The 15,845-nt window shown below is 64.0% G+C and carries 13 protein-coding genes; 8 read left to right on the top strand and 5 right to left on the bottom strand.

The genetic code is table 11. The features are described from left to right. The first annotated feature begins 164 nt into the window (after positions 1-164). The 4 genes from ACP146_RS22175 to ACP146_RS22160 are packed head-to-tail and all read left to right on the top strand — an operon-like array spanning position 165 to position 4,215. Positions 165-1,373: a diaminopropionate ammonia-lyase gene (locus ACP146_RS22175; protein WP_422368931.1), complete on the top strand. Its 1,209-nt coding sequence runs from the start codon at positions 165-167 to the stop codon at positions 1,371-1,373. After that, on the top strand, positions 1,366-2,553 hold the full coding sequence (locus tag ACP146_RS22170) for a M24 family metallopeptidase (protein ID WP_422368930.1): 1,188 nt from the start codon (positions 1,366-1,368) through the stop codon (positions 2,551-2,553). Before ACP146_RS22175 ends, ACP146_RS22170 begins: the two co-directional genes overlap by 8 nt. Positions 2,554-2,562: 9 nt before the next feature. After that, on the top strand, positions 2,563-3,309 hold the full coding sequence (locus tag ACP146_RS22165; protein WP_422368929.1) for a maleate cis-trans isomerase family protein: 747 nt from the start codon (positions 2,563-2,565) through the stop codon (positions 3,307-3,309). Positions 3,310-3,351: 42 nt separating this feature from the next. Continuing rightward, complete coding sequence (locus tag ACP146_RS22160) at positions 3,352-4,215, top strand: sugar phosphate isomerase/epimerase family protein (RefSeq protein ID WP_422368928.1); 864 nt, start codon at positions 3,352-3,354, stop codon at positions 4,213-4,215. A gap of 27 nt (positions 4,216-4,242) precedes the next feature. Here ACP146_RS22160 and ACP146_RS22155 read toward each other — a convergent pair whose 3' ends face one another. Further along, positions 4,243-4,578 (bottom strand): hypothetical protein, encoded by a 336-nt coding sequence (locus tag ACP146_RS22155; RefSeq protein ID WP_422368927.1) that lies wholly within the window; start codon positions 4,576-4,578, stop codon positions 4,243-4,245. Between the two features lie 559 nt (positions 4,579-5,137). On the opposite strand from ACP146_RS22155, the gene ACP146_RS22150 reads away from it, so the two are divergent. Beyond that, positions 5,138-6,928, top strand: a complete 1,791-nt coding sequence (locus ACP146_RS22150; protein ID WP_422368926.1) for a sensor histidine kinase — start codon at positions 5,138-5,140, stop codon at positions 6,926-6,928. 197 nt (positions 6,929-7,125) lie between these two features. Here the strand turns inward: ACP146_RS22150 and ACP146_RS22145 are convergent, their stop codons facing one another. Continuing rightward, complete coding sequence (locus ACP146_RS22145; RefSeq protein ID WP_422368925.1) at positions 7,126-8,232, bottom strand: Gfo/Idh/MocA family protein; 1,107 nt, start codon at positions 8,230-8,232, stop codon at positions 7,126-7,128. Positions 8,233-8,376: 144 nt separating this feature from the next. Between ACP146_RS22145 and ACP146_RS22140 the strand changes: the two genes are divergently transcribed. Together ACP146_RS22140 and ACP146_RS22135 are read left to right on the top strand one after the other, a co-directional pair. Continuing rightward, a complete protein-coding gene (locus ACP146_RS22140; protein ID WP_422368924.1) occupies positions 8,377-10,320 on the top strand; it encodes a bifunctional 2',3'-cyclic-nucleotide 2'-phosphodiesterase/3'-nucleotidase in 1,944 nt (647 codons plus the stop codon). A gap of 108 nt (positions 10,321-10,428) precedes the next feature. Continuing rightward, positions 10,429-11,673, top strand: coding sequence for a pyridoxal-phosphate-dependent aminotransferase family protein (locus ACP146_RS22135; RefSeq protein ID WP_422368923.1), 1,245 nt, complete (start codon positions 10,429-10,431; stop codon positions 11,671-11,673). A gap of 33 nt (positions 11,674-11,706) precedes the next feature. Here ACP146_RS22135 and ACP146_RS22130 read toward each other — a convergent pair whose 3' ends face one another. Together ACP146_RS22130 and ACP146_RS22125 are read right to left on the bottom strand one after the other, a co-directional pair. Continuing rightward, entirely contained in the window at positions 11,707-12,966 is a 1,260-nt protein-coding gene (locus ACP146_RS22130) for an MFS transporter (protein WP_422368922.1), read from the bottom strand. 253 nt (positions 12,967-13,219) lie between these two features. Further along, positions 13,220-13,618, bottom strand: coding sequence for a GFA family protein (locus tag ACP146_RS22125; RefSeq protein ID WP_422368921.1), 399 nt, complete (start codon positions 13,616-13,618; stop codon positions 13,220-13,222). A 116-nt stretch (positions 13,619-13,734) separates the two neighbouring features. Here ACP146_RS22125 and ACP146_RS22120 point away from each other — a divergent pair, with 116 nt between their 5' ends. After that, positions 13,735-14,538, top strand: coding sequence for a DUF1194 domain-containing protein (locus ACP146_RS22120; protein ID WP_422368920.1), 804 nt, complete (start codon positions 13,735-13,737; stop codon positions 14,536-14,538). 155 nt (positions 14,539-14,693) lie between these two features. On the opposite strand, the gene ACP146_RS22115 is transcribed toward ACP146_RS22120, so the two are convergent. Next, on the bottom strand, positions 14,694-15,794 hold the full coding sequence (locus tag ACP146_RS22115; protein ID WP_422368919.1) for a phospholipase D-like domain-containing protein: 1,101 nt from the start codon (positions 15,792-15,794) through the stop codon (positions 14,694-14,696). Positions 15,795-15,845 lie beyond the last annotated feature (51 nt).

The raw sequence follows: 15,845 nt of genomic DNA, 5'->3' as shown, positions 1-15,845 counted from the left end.
GAGCGGAACATGACCGCTGCGCCCCAAGGTAGCGCCGGCCGCACAATTGTTTGGGCTCGGTTTGTAACTATGACTTAGGATGACTGTGGTGGCTCAGCGGGCAGAACCCTTTGCCTGCCGCTTGTCGCCGCCGGAAGACCTTTCGCCGTGCAGAGAGAGACGAGATGCTCGCCAGTTTCGACCAGGCTAAGCTTGACCACTTTGGTTTCACGCCCCATCGCGGCGATGCTTATCGGACGGTCTTGCCGCCCGCGGCCTTCGGCGATGCGGCGGCCGAGATCAGGGCCTGGCAGGGCTATGCAGCCACACCACTGCTCCATTTGAATGGTCTGGCGGCGAGCCTGGGTCTTGGCGGTGTTCTTTATAAAGACGAAGGCCCCCGCTTCGGTCTGGGCAGCTTCAAGGCCCTGGGTGGCGCCTATGCCGCGCTCAGGGTCCTGCAGCATGAGATTGGAAAGGCGCTGGCGGCCAAGGGGCGGACCTCTGCTGTCACCCTGCGGGATATTCGCGAGGGCTGCTTTGCTGAGGAAGCCGCCCTGATAACGCTGGTCTCGGCGACCGACGGCAACCACGGCCGCTCGCTGGCCTGGGGCTGCCAGCGGTTCGGGGCGCCCTGCCGCATCTATATCCATGCCGAGGTAAGCGAGGGGCGGGCCGCGGCGATGCGCGATCTGGGGGCGCATGTCGTCCGCATCGACGGCGACTACGACGACTCCGTGCGCCTGGCGCGCGAGGAGGCCGAGGCCAATGGCTGGTTCGTGGTCTCCGACACCTCCTGGGAAGGCTACTCGGAGCCGCCGCGCGACGTCATGGCGGGCTACGGCGTTCTGGTCGGCGAGATCACCGAAGCGCTGGACCGGGCCCCGAGCCATGTCTTTCTGCAGGGCGGAGTCGGCGGCATGGCGGCCGCCATCTGCGCGGCCTTTCGCCAACACTGGGGCGACGCCAGTCCGCGCGTGGTTATCGTCGAACCGGATCGGGCGGCCTGTCTTTTTGAAAGCGCCAAGGCCGATGAAGCGACGGCTGTGCAGATCCAGGAAGAAACCGTCATGGCGGGCCTCTCCTGTGGGGAGCCCTCGGGCATGGCCTGGGCCATCCTGCGCGAAGAGGCCGAGGATTTCGTCACCATTCCCGATGCGGTGGTGGCGCCGACGCTGCGCCTGCTGGCGTCCCCCGGCGCGGGTGATCCGGTTATCGAGGCAGGGGAGTCCGCGGTCGCCGGGCTGGCCGCTGCCATCATGGCGGCCCGCAGCCGTAGTCTGCGGGAGGCACTGAAGCTGGACAACGAGTCGGTTGTCATGGTCATCGGTTCCGAAGGGATCACGGATGCGGCGGTTCATGCCGAGATGATGCAGGCCCTGGAACATGCCTGACGCGGCCCCGGCCCGCGGCTTCGAGCAGGCCGAATTCGAGCGGCGGCTGGACAGGGCCCAGGCCTTGATGGCCGAAGAGGGCCTTGGCGGTGTTCTTCTGACCACGGAGCCGGAGATCCGCTATTTCAGCGGCTTCCACACCTTGTTCTGGCAGAGCCCGACGCGGCCCTGGTTTCTCTTCCTGCCGAAGACGGGGGCGCCGGTTGCGGTGATCCCGGAAATCGGTGCCGATCTGATGCGCCGGACCTGGGTGCGGGACATCCGGACCTGGTCCGCTCCCAGCCCGGCCGACGACGGCCTCTCTTTGCTGCGGGAACTGCTGGAACCCTATGCCGAAAAAGGTGCGGCGGTGGGGATGCTGAAGGGGCATGAGACCCATCTGCGAATGCCTCTGGGCGATTTCGAGCGGCTTCTGGAACACCTGCCCGGTCTGACGATCCGAGACGCGACCGCGCTGGTGAAGAGTCTGCGGATGGTGAAGTCCGAAGCGGAGATCGAGAAGATCGGGCATATCTGCGCCGTTGCCTCGCGAACTTTTGCCGCGGCGGATGGGTTGTTCCACGCCGGTCAACCGCTGACCGAGGCCTTCAGGGCTTTCAAGATCGAATGTCTGACCCAGGGCGCCGACGATGTGCCCTATCTCGTGGGCGGTGCCGGTCGGGGCGGATATTCCGATGTGATCTCGCCGCCGTCGCCGCGCCCGCTTCAGATCGGCGATGTGCTGATGCTGGACACCGGTTCGGTCTTCGACGGCTACTTCTGCGACTTCGACCGCAACTTCGCCATTGGTGCCGCCGAGGACGAGGCGCGCCGTGCCCATGAAGTTCTCTATGCGGCGACCGAGGCCGGCCTGAAGGCGGCGCGGCCCGGTGTCGCCGCCGCTGATTTATTCCAGGCCATGCAATCAGTGATCGCGCAGTTTGACGATCAGGCCCACAACAATCAGGGGGGCGATGTCGGGCGGCTGGGCCATGGCCTGGGCATGCAACTGACCGAGTGGCCGTCCAACGCCGCTTTCGACCGGACCGTCCTTCAGGAAAACATGGTGATGACGCTGGAACCTTCGCTCAGCTATGGCGCGGGGAAGATCATGGTGCACGAAGAAAACATCGTCGTGCGGGACGGCGCGCCGACCCTGCTGTCCGAACGGGCGGCGCCTGAACTCCCGATCATCGGGTAGAGGGCCGGGATGCAGCTTCGCTATCAGACCGACGGGGGCATCGGAACGCTGGCAAACCTCGGTTTGATCGTGCTGCAGACCGACGAGACCATCGAGCACGAGATGGTTCAGCTGATGAAGCGGCCCGGTGTCGCGCTCTATCACAGCCGCATTCCCATGCCGCCGCAGGTTTCGTCGGAGACCCTGGCCAAGATGGAAGAGGATCTGCCGGCGGCTGCCGAACTGTTTCCCATCTCTCTCGACTTCGATGTGATCGGTTATGGCTGCACCTCGGCGGCCGCCGTGATCGGGCCCGAGGGCGTGGCACGCGCCATTCATCGGGTGTGGCCGGATGCGCTGGTGGCCGAACCAATCAGCGCCGCGATCGCGGCTTGCCGTGCACTCGGGGCGCGGCGCATCGGCTTTGTGACTCCCTATGTCGCCGAGGTTTCGGCGAAGATGCGCGCGATGCTGGAGGACAACGGCTGTGCAATCGTCGGCTTCGGATCGTTCAAGGAAGGCGACGACCGGCGCGTGGCCCGCATCACCGAAGGCTCCATCCTCGCGGCCATCGAAACCGTTTCCGGCCAGGGCGATTGCGATGCAGTTTTCGTGGCCTGCACGAATCTGCGGGTCGCCGGTATCGTCGAAGAGGCGGAGGCGCGTATCGGGCGTCCGGTGCTGTCGAGCAATCTGGCCTTGGCGTGGCAAATGCTGACGCTTGCCGGCCTCGACCCGTCACGGCCCGGATTGGGCAGACTTTTCAACGGCAGTTAGTTCTGTTCCGCACGGCGGCGCAGCCTTGAAGGGGATCAGAGAATGAAACTGGGTGTTATCTGCGACGGCATCAGCCGTGACCTGGCACATACCCTGACAGTGATGGATGAATTCGGCCTGGACTACGCCGAACTGCAGTATGTCTGGGACAACGAAGTCGGCAGTCATTCCAAAGAAGAGATTGCGAAGATCAAAGATCTGTTGGAGCGGCACAACAAGCCGGTTTCCTGTCTGTCGCGCCACATCTTCGCGGGCATGACCACGGCCAACCGGCCGGGTGACGATCTGCACCGAAAACACATGGAGGCCCTGAAGCGCGTCATTGATATGGCTCATGAACTCGGCTCGCCGCTGGTCCGCATCATGACCTCGAAGAAGGAGCAGATTCTCTGGGGCCGCAATGGGGCCGAACAGTGGAACGTCGCCAAAGGCGCCTGGGACACGCTGCCACCCCTGATCGCACCGGCGGTCGAACTGGCCAAGGCGGAGGGGATGACCCTGGTGGTCGAGACCGGCAACGGCACCATGGTGAACTCAAACTACACGGCCCGGAAGCTGATCGACGACCTGGATGCCAAAGACGCCCTGAAGGTGCTTTGGGACCCGGCCAACAATTGCTGGTGCCACGAGTTGGCCTATCCCGACGGTTACGAGGAAGTGCGGGACGGCTATCTGGGCCATGTTCACATCAAGGACGTTCAGGTCGACACCCCCCGTGCCACTCTGGAGGTGCGCAAGATGGGCGAGGGACAGTTGGCGCCGCTGTTTCAGCCCATAGCCGATGCCCTGCGCGGGGACGGCTACGACGGGGTGATTTCCTTTGAGGGCGTCTACCACCCCGGCAATGGCGACTTCGAGGCCGGCTTTCGCCAATGCATCGGTTTGTTCAAGGAACACTTCGGCTAAGGCGGATCAGCTTGAAGTCTGTCCGTCTCAGTTCTGGTTCTTCCAGCCGACGATTGTCGCCTCTATCAGGCGGTAGTTCTCATCGGAAAGATTGACGAAGCGGCCGCCGAAGTGCCCCTCGGGGTCAGGGGCGCGCTCGATTACCACGGTCAGATGGACGACGCGGTCGGGCGTCAGTTGGACTTCCAGGGAGTCGATGTCGCCGACCGAGAGGTTCGGGCCGCTTGCCTTGCGTATGCGGGCGACGGCACCGAAGCTGACGACAGAGATATCGGTCAGCATGACCGCGAGTTCACCGAGCAGCGCCGGCAGTTCGACCGGACAGCGCCGATCCCTGCGGCGTTCCTTGCCTCTTCCCGTCATTTTGCGGACCACATCTGCTCTCAAATGTGCTGCTGGATACGACTGAATTCCGGGGCAAATTAGCTCTCTTAGGTTTAAGAACCCTTATCGTAGTTTGCCTTTTCGGCGTGCCGTTATTGATCAATGGCTGGCGCCGGAAACATGTCGAAGTGGTGAAGCGTGGCCGCCCCAAGCTGTTGTGTTTATGGCACTTGTTGGATCGGTGATGTTTTCGAAGCCGGTAACTGCCCTCTCGATCTAAGCAAAATCAACGTGTTTGGGGTGACGTTTTGGGGTGACGGCAGCGCGGGTTCGATGCCGTAAGCCTGGAAACGGTGTTGCGCCTAGTGTTTGGCTGAGGAAACAGATTCGGGAGACTGTCCAGTTCTTCAACTCTGCTCATTGATGTTCGAAAACCGGAAGCCGCCTAGTTCCGGTCGGGCACCTGTGCAAGCCGGCGTGCGGGCGTGGTGATGAGCGTTCGAAGGGGAGTGTCGCAACGGTGCGTTGGCTAACGGGTTGGGCGGCGAATAGCGTGCCCTTCTCCCAGGGGATGGGGATGCGGCTCCGGGCGCCTGATATGTCTTTGCCTTTCAGGCGCCTGCTGGCTGCGGCCTTCATTTCCGTGGCCATCGTGCCGGTGCTCTTTTTGGGGGTATGGGTTCAGCGCTCTTCGTTTGAGACCGAGATGGCAGCCGTGCACGAGAAGCATTTGCTTCTCGCCAGCAATATGACCGCCGCTCTGGAGCGTTACTCGCTGGATGTTGAAGCCGCCTTTGAAGTCTTCGCCGATGCTGCCGCCTCCGGCCGTTTTCTCGACAGCATGACCAGCCTGGCTCAGCAACTCGGCTTTCAGCACTTCTGTCTCGTTGACGAGGCTGGCCGCACGTACAATCAGGTCAGTCTTGATGGTGAGACGGTTGACGCGCTTTCGCCGCGCGTGTTGCGCCAGGTGCTTTCGCTTGCCGAGGACGGCCGCTTGTTCAGCCCGGTTCTGGCCGACCCCGCAGGCCGCCCGGCGATCCTGCTGGTACGCCGGCTCGACGACGGAACCTTCGCCGTCGGCCGCATTTCGACCGACTATCTGGTTCGCCTGCAGCAGGCCATTGCCTTTGGGCGTAAGGGCCATGCCGCCATCGTTGACCATCAGGGCAATGTGTTGGCGCACCCCAATCCGGACTGGCAGCGCCAGATGAAAAACCTGGCGAAGGTTGATCCGGTACGTCGGATGATGGGCGGTGAAACCGGTGTGGCGACGTTCTTCTCTCCGGCCATGCAAAAAGAAATGGTTTCCGGCTTTACCACCGTGCCCGGTGTCGGCTGGGGTGTCATGGTGCCCCAGCCGATTGAGGAGTTGGAGGAGCGTGCCCAGGCGTTTCAGCGCGCCGCCTTCACCGTCATGCTGGTGGGGCTGATCGTTGCCGGCATATTGTCGTGGTTTGTCTCAGGTCTTTTGATGCGCCCGATCGATGCTGTTGTGGCCGCCACGCGCAAGATCGCCGGCGGTCAGTTGACGGCGCGCGTGGCGGATGGCTCGCCCAGCGCACCGCCCGAATTTCGCGAACTTGCGCGCAGCTTCAACACTATGGCTGCACGCCTGGAAGATGATCAGAAGGTGATGGCGGCGGCGCTCTCCGAAGCGCGGCTTGCGGACCGGACCAAGTCGGAGTTCCTGGCCAATATGAGCCACGAGTTCCGCACGCCCCTCAACGCCATCATCGGGTTTTCCGAACTCATGAAAAGAGAAGTGCGCGGTCCGCTCGGCAACGCACACTATGTTGACTATGCCGGGGATATTCTTCTGTCGGGCCAGCATCTGCTGGCGATCATCAATGATGTGCTCGATCTCTCGAAGATCGAAGCCGGCAAGATGACGGTCAAGGACGACGACTTCGAGATCGCGACGATGATCGATGAGTCCCTGATCATGGTCCGGCGGCGAACGACCGAGACCGAACTCGATGTCGATGTGAACATCGAGCCCGGACTGCCGCGTCTGCGCGCCGATAAGGTGAAGCTCAAACAGATCCTCATCAATCTCCTGGCCAACGCGGTGCGTTTTACCCCGGACTACGGCCAGATCAGTCTCAAGGCCTATCGCGCCGACGATAACGGCGTGGTGATCCAGGTCTGCGATACGGGCATCGGTATGACGCCCGGGGAGATGGAACTGGCCGTGAAGCCCTTTGCCCAGGTCGACAGCAGGCTGAGCCGGAAGTTCGAGGGCACCGGGCTTGGGCTGCCGCTCTCCAAGCGCCTGATTGAGCTGCACGGCGGCAGCCTCCAGCTTGACAGCCGGCCAGGTTATGGGACGACCGTGTCGCTCTATATGCCGGCGGAGCGGACAGTGGTGGCCAGGGCTGCTGAGTGACCGGGGGTTCGCTCACCCCTGGGGGTGATCCGCGCCACCGCGTGATCCGCTAAAAGCCATTCCGGGGACCCTGCCGGCACGATTTGCATCTAAGTGGCGGCGGGGTCAGTCAGCCTCAACGAGGCTCCCAGCTTTCCCAGTCGGGCGAGGCGCTGTTCCCACGACGGCGCCTCGTCCGGCATCCCCCATCGCCGTTCTTACGTCTCCTTTGGGCCGGATACTGACTCCGGGACGACGGTCTTTCCACTGCGGGCGGATTGCTTGATCGCCTCGATAACAGCCAGGGTCTTGAGACCTTCGCGACCCGATACAAGTGGCTGGGCGTCGCCGCGGATGACCGCGGCGAAATGCACTATCTGTCGAACCAGCGGATCCGCGGCGACCGGATCGCCGGAGAGAGCTTTTGGTGTCTGCCGTGCGATGGGCGTCGCGGTGATGGGCTCCCGCCAGGAGCGCACGCCGGGATTGCGCCAGATCTTCAGGGACGGCAGTTCCAGGGAAGCCAGGGTGCCGCCGATCTGATAGCAGGCCTGGCCGGTCGCCGGGTAATGCGGGTTTTCCTCGGCCGTCAACTCCCAACTCCAGGGCGCGACGATGGTGTCGGAGAGGGTGATGGTGCCGAGGGCGCCGCCGGCGAAGCGCAGCAAGGCGACAGCGGTCTCCTCCACCGCATGACCACGGATTGTGCTGGTTGCCAGCGCGTGGACGCTGACGATCTCGCAGCAGAGGTGGCGCAGCAGATCGATGTCGTGGATCAGGTTGACCAGGATCGGCCCGGCCCCGGGTTCCCGCCGCCAGGGGGTATCGAAGTAGTCGTCCGGCTTCATCAGCCAGCAGGTGCCCTGAACCGCGACGATTTTGCCGAGGGCGCCCGCATCGATTTGCGCCTTGGCGGCGGCGATCAGGGGATTATGCCGCCGATGATGCCCGACGAGGATCGGAACCGCGGCAGCTTCGCCTGCCGCCACCAGTTCCCCGGCGGAGGCGACGTCGACGGCTACCGGTTTTTCGACCAGGACCGGCACCCCGGCGGCCACGCAGTCGAGACCCTGGCTGACATGCAGAGCGTTCGGCGTGGCCAGGATCACCCCGTCTGCCTTGCTGCCGGCCCTGTTGTCGCCCAGCGCGGAGGAAAGATCCGCTGACCAGGCGATACCCAGGCCCCGGGCATAGTCCCGTGCCGCCGGTGACGGATCGACGATGCTGTGCAGTTCGGCAACCCCTAGTGACGCGGCAATCGCCTCGACATGGCGTCTGCCGACCAACCCGGCACCGGCGACGGCCAGGGAAACTGCTTCAGACATCGTTGCGCTCCGTCTTGGCTCTCCGCGCCGGCAATCAGCCTTTTCGTCGGGCGCCACCGTTGCTGACAGATCTTCTCGGTTCGGGTTAGGCTGGGTTGTGTTGGTTTGGACCCCGAATCCCCCGATTATGCCGGAGTCAGACACATGAAATCGACCCCTCTCGCCGCCAGCCTGGCGGTTATCGCCCTCGCCGTTCTCGCTTTTCCCGCCGATGCTGCGGACAAGGTCAAGCTGCGGCTGATGGAAACCGCCGATATCCACATGCATGTGGTGGACTACGACTACTACCGCGACAGCCAGTCTAACGCTGTCGGCCTGGCGAAGGTGGCCAACCTGGTGAAGGCGGCCCGGGCGGAAGTGAAAAACAGCATGTTTTTCGACAACGGCGATCTCATTCAGGGGAACCCCTTGGGCGACTACATGGCCCAGCGTCGCGGCCTCAAGCAGGGTGACGTTCATCCGATCTACAAGGCCATGAACCTGCTGGGCTACGACGCCGGCAACATCGGCAATCATGAATTCAATTACGGGTTGGATTTCCTGCTGCGCACGGTGGAAGGTGCGGACTTTCCCTACACCCTGGCGAACGTTTACGTGCTTGACGGCGACGACAATCCAGCCAACGACAAGCCGCTCTTCGAACCCTATCTGATCCTCGAGCGTGAACTGGAAGCCGAAGACGGTTCCCGTCACGCGATCAAGGTGGGTGTCATCGGCTTCACCCCGCCGCAGATCATGCTCTGGGACAAGACCAATCTGGAAGGCAAGCTGCGGGTCGAGGATATCGTCGACTCGGCCAAGAAGTACCTGCCGCAGATGCGCGAAGCCGGCGCGGACATCGTGGTGGCGATTCCCCATTCTTCGATCTCTCCCAACCCACGCGCAGGTATGGAGGAGAATGCCGTCTACCACCTCACCGAGGTGGCGGGCATCGACGCCATCCTCTTCGGCCATGGGCATTCGGAGTTTCCTTCGGCCAAGTACGAGGGTTTCCCGGGTGCCGATCTTGAGAAAGGGACCGTCAACGGCGTGCCCGCCGTGATGCCCGGCTTCTGGGGATCGCACCTCGGGGTCGTCGACCTCGACCTGGAGGTGACGGAGGGGCGCTGGCGCGTCGTCGACGGCGCGGCTTCCCTGCGCCCCATCTACAAACGCGACGGCCGGCAGCTTGTTCCCCTGGTCCCAGCCGATCAGAAGATCGTCGACGCGGTTCGCGAGGAACACCTCGCCACCATCGACTATATGAACGAAGGCGTCGGCGAGACCATGGCGGCGATCAACTCCTACTTCGCCCTGGTCGCCGACGATCCCTCGATCCAGATCGTGACCAACGCCCAGAAGTGGTATGTCGAAAAGATCGTCCGGGGGACGGAATACGAGGGCATTCCGATCCTTTCCGCCGGTGCGCCTTTCAAGGCCGGCGGGCGCCAGGGTGCCGACTACTACACCGTTCTGGACCCGGGCGACATCGCCTTGAAGAATGTTGCCGACCTCTACATCTATCCCAACACCCTGCGCGTCGTGAAGCTGAACGGCGCCGAGGTGCGGGAGTGGCTGGAGATGTCCGCCGGGCAGTTCAATCAGATCGACCCGACGGCCGGCGGGGAGCAGGAATTGGTCAACACCGGTTTCCCTTCCTACAACTTCGATGTCATCGACGGCGTCAGCTACAAGATCGATGTCACCAAACCGGCGCGCTACAACAAGGACGGCGAAGTGGTGTCGCCGGAACACCGCATCGTCGATCTCGTCTTCGACGGGAAGCCGGTGACTGCGGACATGGTCTTCCTGGTCGCCACCAACAACTACCGCGCCGGCGGCGGCGGCAACTTCCCGGGCCTTGACGGCTCCAGCGTGATCATCGAAGCACCGGACGAAAACCGCACTGTGCTGGCCAACTACATCTTCGATCAAAAGGCCATCAATCCGGCGGCGGACAACAATTGGTCCTTCGTGCCCCTTGGCGGCGAGGCGAAGGTGACCTTCACCTCCAGCCCCGCTGCTCTGGAGGCTGCGGAAAAGCTGGGCTTCACCTTGCTGGGCGATGCCGAGGGCGGTTTCGCCAAGTACGCCATCGACCTGAAGTAATCCGGCGCCGCGGCGGCCGGCGGGGCCGTTTTTCACAAGGCTTGCCCCTGCTGGCAGGCCCGCTTAGGCTCTCCTTTCGCCGCAAAACGACGAACTGGAAAATACGACATGTCTCTGCGTAACGGGCGGGAATTCCTAGCCATTCCGGGGCCGACCACGGTCCCTGACGAGGTGCTGCAGGCCATGCACCGCCCGGCGATCGAGATCTATTCCGGCGCACTTCTGGACATCACCATGAGCTGCCTGGACGACCTGCGGCGGATCTTCAAGACCGAGGGGCGGACCTATATCTATGCCGCCAACGGCCACGGCGCCTGGGAGGCGGCGCTCAGCAACACCCTGTCGCGCGGCGACAAGGTGCTGGTGCTGGGTTCCGGCCTTTTCGCGCCGGCCTGGGGCGAGATGGCGGCGACCCAGGGCATCGTCGTCGAAGAGCTGCCGTTCGGCTATCGTCATGCCGTCGACCCGGCGGCGGTGGAGGAGCGCCTGCGCGCCGATACCGCGGGTGAGATCAAAGCGGTGCTGGTGGTCCAGGTCGACACCGCCTCCAGCATCGTCAACGATATCCCGGCGATCCGCCGTGCCATCGATGCCGCCGGCCATTCAGCCCTTTTCATGGTCGATGCCATCGCCTCGCTCGGCACCATGCCCTTTGAAATGGATGGCTGGGGTATCGACGTCGGCATCACCGGCTCCCAGAAAGGCCTGATGACACCGCCGGGCCTGAGTTTCGTGGCGGCGGGCAAGCGCGCGCTGGAAGCCCATGAAAAGGCCGGTCTGCGTACTTTCTATTGGGACTGGACCCAGCGGGAAGGGCCGCGCCATTACAACAAATACTGCGGCACCCCGCCGGAGCACCTCCTCTTCGGCCTGCGCAAGGCCATGGATTTGTTGTTCGAGGAGGGCCTGCCGGCGGTCTTCGAACGCCACCGCATCCTGGCCGAGGCAACACGCCGCGCGGTCGCGGTCTGGGCCGAGGGCGGCGCCCTGGCTTTCAACGTTCTGGACCCGGCGGCCCGCGCCAACTCGGTGACCACCATTCGCCTGGAAGGTCATGACCCGGCCGAACTGATCGGCTATGCCGACCGTGAACTGGGCGTGGTGCTGGGCATCGGCATCGGTGATCTGACGGGCCAGGCTTTCCGCATCGCCCACATGGGCCATGTGAATGCGCCGATGATGCTGGGCACCCTGGGCATCGTGGAGTCGTCCCTGGCGGCGCTGGGCATTCCCCAGGGCAAGGGTGGCATCCAGGCCGCCGTCGACTGGATCGCGGAAGCGGCGCCGGCGGCGGGCGGCAAAGCCGGTGCCGGCACTGTCGGCGCACCCAGGGCAGCGGCGCCGGGGGAATAGTTCAACACTCCCCCGAAATGGCGGCATCGTTTTTCAGCCGGTGCCCATGGCACGGCGCGGCGCTTCGGCGAGCCGGGCGAGGGCCGTGGCGGCAAGGCAGTAGAGGATGGAGCCGACGGCGATGCTTTCCATGGCGATGCCCTGGTCGACCAGGATTCCCATAAAGGCCGGGGCGAGGCCTGAGGAAAACACCATGGCAGCCTGGCCGAAGGCGCGGATCGCGCCCAGGTGCGTGACGCCGTAAAGCTCGGCCCAGAGGGCGCCGAGGACAACCCCGGCCAGACCCGCGGAGATGCCCAAAAAGCCGAGGAAAAGCGGTGCCGCGGCAGGCGCACTGCTGACTGCCAACACCAGGCAGGCCAGGGCCAGCGGTGCCAGAAAGAAGCCGACGAGACGGCGCGCGGTAAAGCGATCGACCAGCAGGCCGCCGACCATCAGGGCGGCGAGGGCCGCCAGGGCGAAGACCACATAGGAGCCGGCCAGCAGCGACAGGGCCCAGCCCTTGGTTTCGGCCAGGTGCACCTGATGGAAGATCAGCCCGGTGAAAATGAAGGAAGGCGCCAGCAGGGCGGGCAGCCGCAGCCAGAGACCGGGATCGCGCAGGACGGCGCTCAAGCGCCAGTCTTCCAACAGCGTCTCGTCGCGCCGTTCCGCGCGGGCGGCCGTCAGCGCCGCATCGCGTTCGCGCTGGCCCTTCAGCAGGATAAAGACGATGGGGGTGAGGATCAGCAGCGCCACGCCGGCGCCGGTCCAGATGTCCTGCCAGACCGCGAAGGCGAGAGCGGCAACCACAAGGCCCGGCAGAACGGCATCTCCGAGCGTATGGCCGAGAGAGGCCAGCGAAACGGCACGGCCGCGCTCCGCCACGAAGTAACGCCCCATGGCGACGATGGCGGCATGGCTGGCCAGACCTTGCCCGAAAAGGCGGAGGCCGAAAATCGCCGGCAGCAGGATGACGGCTCCCCAGGCCATATGCCCCGGCGCTGTTTCCAGGGAGCCGGCAAAACCCATCAGCAGGCACATGGCGGCCAGGCCGACCAGGGTGGCGGCGGCAAAAGCCGCCAGGGGCAGCCGGTCGATCAGGCGGCCGAGCCAGACAAGAACCGCCGCGCTCATCAGGGTTCCGGCGGAATAGATGGCGCCGAAGTCGCCGTCGCTGAGCCCGAAAGACCTGCGGATCTCGCCACCGAACAGGGCGATGAAAAAGGTTTGCCCCAGGCTGGAACAGAAGCACATGAAAAACCCGAAGGCGAGCAGCCGGCCGTGGGCACGCAGGAAGGAAAGCGGAAGCATCTGCCCCTTCTACGCCTGTTGATGGAGTTGGGGAAGTTCAGGCTGCTGTGTGATACTGACTGGGTCGGTCAGCGTTTGGTCCTTTGCGGTACTCGGATTTGTAGGGCTCCTCAAATCGTCACCCTCGGGCTTGTCCAGAGGGTCCATAGCGTCGCTCGCTGGAGCTTTGGCCGCAAAGGCTCTCAACTGATCAAAGCATGGATGCTCGGAGCAAGTCCGAGCATGACGATTGTGTGCGAGGCAATCTAAAGGATCAGCTGCCGCCGTGGTCGTACTTCGGCAGGTCGTCGTTGAGGTCGACCCAGGGCACCCTTTCCGCCCAGTGGACGTGGAAGTCCGGCACATAGGCTTCCGGCTTTTCCAGACTGGCGGCGTAGAAGTGGGTCTCGTCGGGCCAGCGGTCGCTTTCATAGGCCACCGGACTGCCGCAGGTCGCACAGAACAATCGCCGCACGCCGGGCGAGGACTCGTAAACCGCCGGGGTCTCGCCGGTGTAGCGGTAGGCCGTTTTCGCGACGCCGAGAAAACTGGTGAAGGCTGAGGATGTGTTGCGGCGGCAGGACTCGCAGTGGCAGTGGCCGCGCCAGTTTTCCGCTCCCTCGTACTCAAACGAGATTTTGCCGCAGAGGCAGTGCCCACGCGTCTTTGCCATCTCTGTTTTCCTCCAAATCTCTGTGCGGCGATCACAAAGTGATCCTATCCCCTCTCCGCCAAGGCGGGTAAGCTCATTCCGTGGGTTACACGGACAGGCGGAAAAAGGGGGCGGTGATGCGGCAGATCGGACGACTCCTCGGCATCTTGACCTGCGTCCTGGCCGGACTGGTGCTGGACGCAAACGCCTTGCGGGCTCAGGAGTCTGGCCAAGATCAGTCACTGCGCGTCGATCTGGAGCTGGTACTACTGGCCGACGCCTCCGGCTCCATCGACGACGGCGAAATCTTCTTCCAGCGCCAGGGTTATGCCGAGGCGATCACTGATCCCGATATCCTGGCGGCCATCGCCCTGGGACAGGACGGGCGGATCGCCGTCACCTATGTCGAATGGGGCAGCGCCGAATCGCAGGAGGTGGTGGTGCCCTGGAGCATCATCGACGGTAAGGCCTCTGCCGAGGCCTTTGCGGAAAAGCTGATGGCGGTGCCGCGCCTTGCCTTCGGGCGTAACGCCATCGGCTCGGCGCTTGCCGCCGGGCTGGCCCTCATCGAAGGCAATGCCATCGACGGTTACCGCAAGATCATCGATTTCTCCGGCGACAGCGCCAACAACTGGGGCGGTCTTCCGGTGGAGGTCGCACGCCAGGCGGCGCTGGCCGCCGATGTTTCCATCAACGGCCTGGCCATACTCTGCCGTGCCTGCGAATCAGGGCGCCCGGTCGCCTATGATCTGGAAGAAGCTTTCGAGCGCGAGATCATTGCCGGCCCGGCGGCCTTCGTCGTCACCGCCGATGGCGAGCAGAGTTTCGCGACTGCGGTGCGCCGCAAACTCCTGCTGGAAATCGCCGGGGTGCTGGACGAGGAAAGCTTCCGGCAGCGCCTCGCCGCGGCCGGATATGACGCTGGTGCAGCAGCCCGGTGATCGAATGAGCGCCTCGATATGCTTCGAGACGCCGCCTCCGGCGGCTCCTCAGCATGAGGTTGAGATGTAAGCCTCATCGTGAGGGGCGGTCCCCGGGACCATATCTCGGAGGATCGCGTCTCGAAGGGCGGGGTTCGCTTTGGTTGGGTTGAGCATCAGGGGTCCGGCGCGACCGCGACCCCGTGGGCGGCGATCATGCGGTCGATCTCGGCGAGGGCGAAACCGGCAAGCGCTTCCTGATCCGCTTTCGCCTGGGGATCGTCCTCTCCCAGTTCCCCGATCAGCAGGATGTTCTCGTCGTTCAGCCGGTTGGCCGGGTCTGTGTAGTTGAAGCTGCCGGCGATGATCAGCGCGGAATCGATCACCATCAGTTTGTGATGCAGCTTGCCCAGGCCGTTCTTGCGTGATGCGAGGAAGGCCTCGCCGCCGCCGTTGGCGACCAGCCGCGTGGCTGCCCAGTCGCGGTTGCCCTGGCCGGAATCGAAGATGCCGCGCACGGCGACCCCGCCCTGGGCCACACCGCCGCGGGACATGGCGACCAGGGCGTCATCGATGCCGGAGGATTTGGAGAAGGTGAAGATCGCGAAGTCGATCCTTTCGCGCGCCTTCAGGATCTGCTTCATGATCTCCATTTCCGGTGCGTGGTCCGGCGCGAAGAGGGCGCGGACGCGGATGCCGGCCACCCGGTTGTTGCGCGGCGAGGGTTCGTGGCGGTTGCGCTTGCGCCCGAAGGTGCCGGTCCAGATTTCCGCGAACTCCAGGTCGTATTCGTTGCAGACCCGCTGATCGTGCAGGATCACGACGTGATTGAGGTTCCGTCCGACCCCCGTGGGCGTGAAGTTGGTGGAGCCGGTGAGTAGCGCCCGGCGCGGCTTGCCGCTGTCGCGGACAATGAATTTCTGATGGAAGATGTCGGGGTTGTAGTCTGCCCGGGCATCGATGTTGGCGCGCAGCATGGCGGCGAAGAGGGCGCGATTTTCCTCGTCCTCGGCGCCGACGCCGCCGAAGGGATCGGCCGGCGGCTTGCCGGCGCGCAGATAGTCCTGCTCCAGCACGATGCGCACTCTGACCCCGCGCTGCTTGGCGCGCACGAAGGCCTCGGTGATGGCGCGGGATTCGATCTCCTGCACCGCGGCCTCCAAAGTGAATTTCGCCCGGTCGATAAAGTCGACGATGGCGGCCTCCAGGTCATCCGGCGCGCCGATGGTGCTGGGCCCCATACAGATTTCGATACGGTCTTTCAGATTGAACGCCAAGGTCTCAACCCCCGCTGTGACCGGACAAGCCCGGTCAGTCTAACCCCTGGG

Origin of the sequence: Pelagibius sp. (genome assembly GCF_965249265.1) — a bacterium.
GTDB lineage: Bacteria > Pseudomonadota > Alphaproteobacteria > Kiloniellales > Kiloniellaceae > Pelagibius.
This window is presented reverse-complemented; position numbering and strand designations above follow the sequence as displayed.

Coding starts and splice junctions, on each gene's coding strand:
- ACP146_RS22165 (WP_422368929.1), top strand. CDS start 2,563: ATGCAGCTTCGCTATCAGACCGACGGGGGCATCGGAACGCTGGCAAAC.
- ACP146_RS22125 (WP_422368921.1), bottom strand. CDS start 13,618: ATGGCAAAGACGCGTGGGCACTGCCTCTGCGGCAAAATCTCGTTTGAG.
- ACP146_RS22170 (WP_422368930.1), top strand. CDS start 1,366: ATGCCTGACGCGGCCCCGGCCCGCGGCTTCGAGCAGGCCGAATTCGAG.
- ACP146_RS22130 (WP_422368922.1), bottom strand. CDS start 12,966: ATGCTTCCGCTTTCCTTCCTGCGTGCCCACGGCCGGCTGCTCGCCTTC.
- ACP146_RS22150 (WP_422368926.1), top strand. CDS start 5,138: ATGTCTTTGCCTTTCAGGCGCCTGCTGGCTGCGGCCTTCATTTCCGTG.
- ACP146_RS22175 (WP_422368931.1), top strand. CDS start 165: ATGCTCGCCAGTTTCGACCAGGCTAAGCTTGACCACTTTGGTTTCACG.
- ACP146_RS22135 (WP_422368923.1), top strand. CDS start 10,429: ATGTCTCTGCGTAACGGGCGGGAATTCCTAGCCATTCCGGGGCCGACC.
- ACP146_RS22155 (WP_422368927.1), bottom strand. CDS start 4,578: ATGACGGGAAGAGGCAAGGAACGCCGCAGGGATCGGCGCTGTCCGGTC.
- ACP146_RS22120 (WP_422368920.1), top strand. CDS start 13,735: ATGCGGCAGATCGGACGACTCCTCGGCATCTTGACCTGCGTCCTGGCC.
- ACP146_RS22140 (WP_422368924.1), top strand. CDS start 8,377: ATGAAATCGACCCCTCTCGCCGCCAGCCTGGCGGTTATCGCCCTCGCC.
- ACP146_RS22160 (WP_422368928.1), top strand. CDS start 3,352: ATGAAACTGGGTGTTATCTGCGACGGCATCAGCCGTGACCTGGCACAT.
- ACP146_RS22145 (WP_422368925.1), bottom strand. CDS start 8,232: ATGTCTGAAGCAGTTTCCCTGGCCGTCGCCGGTGCCGGGTTGGTCGGC.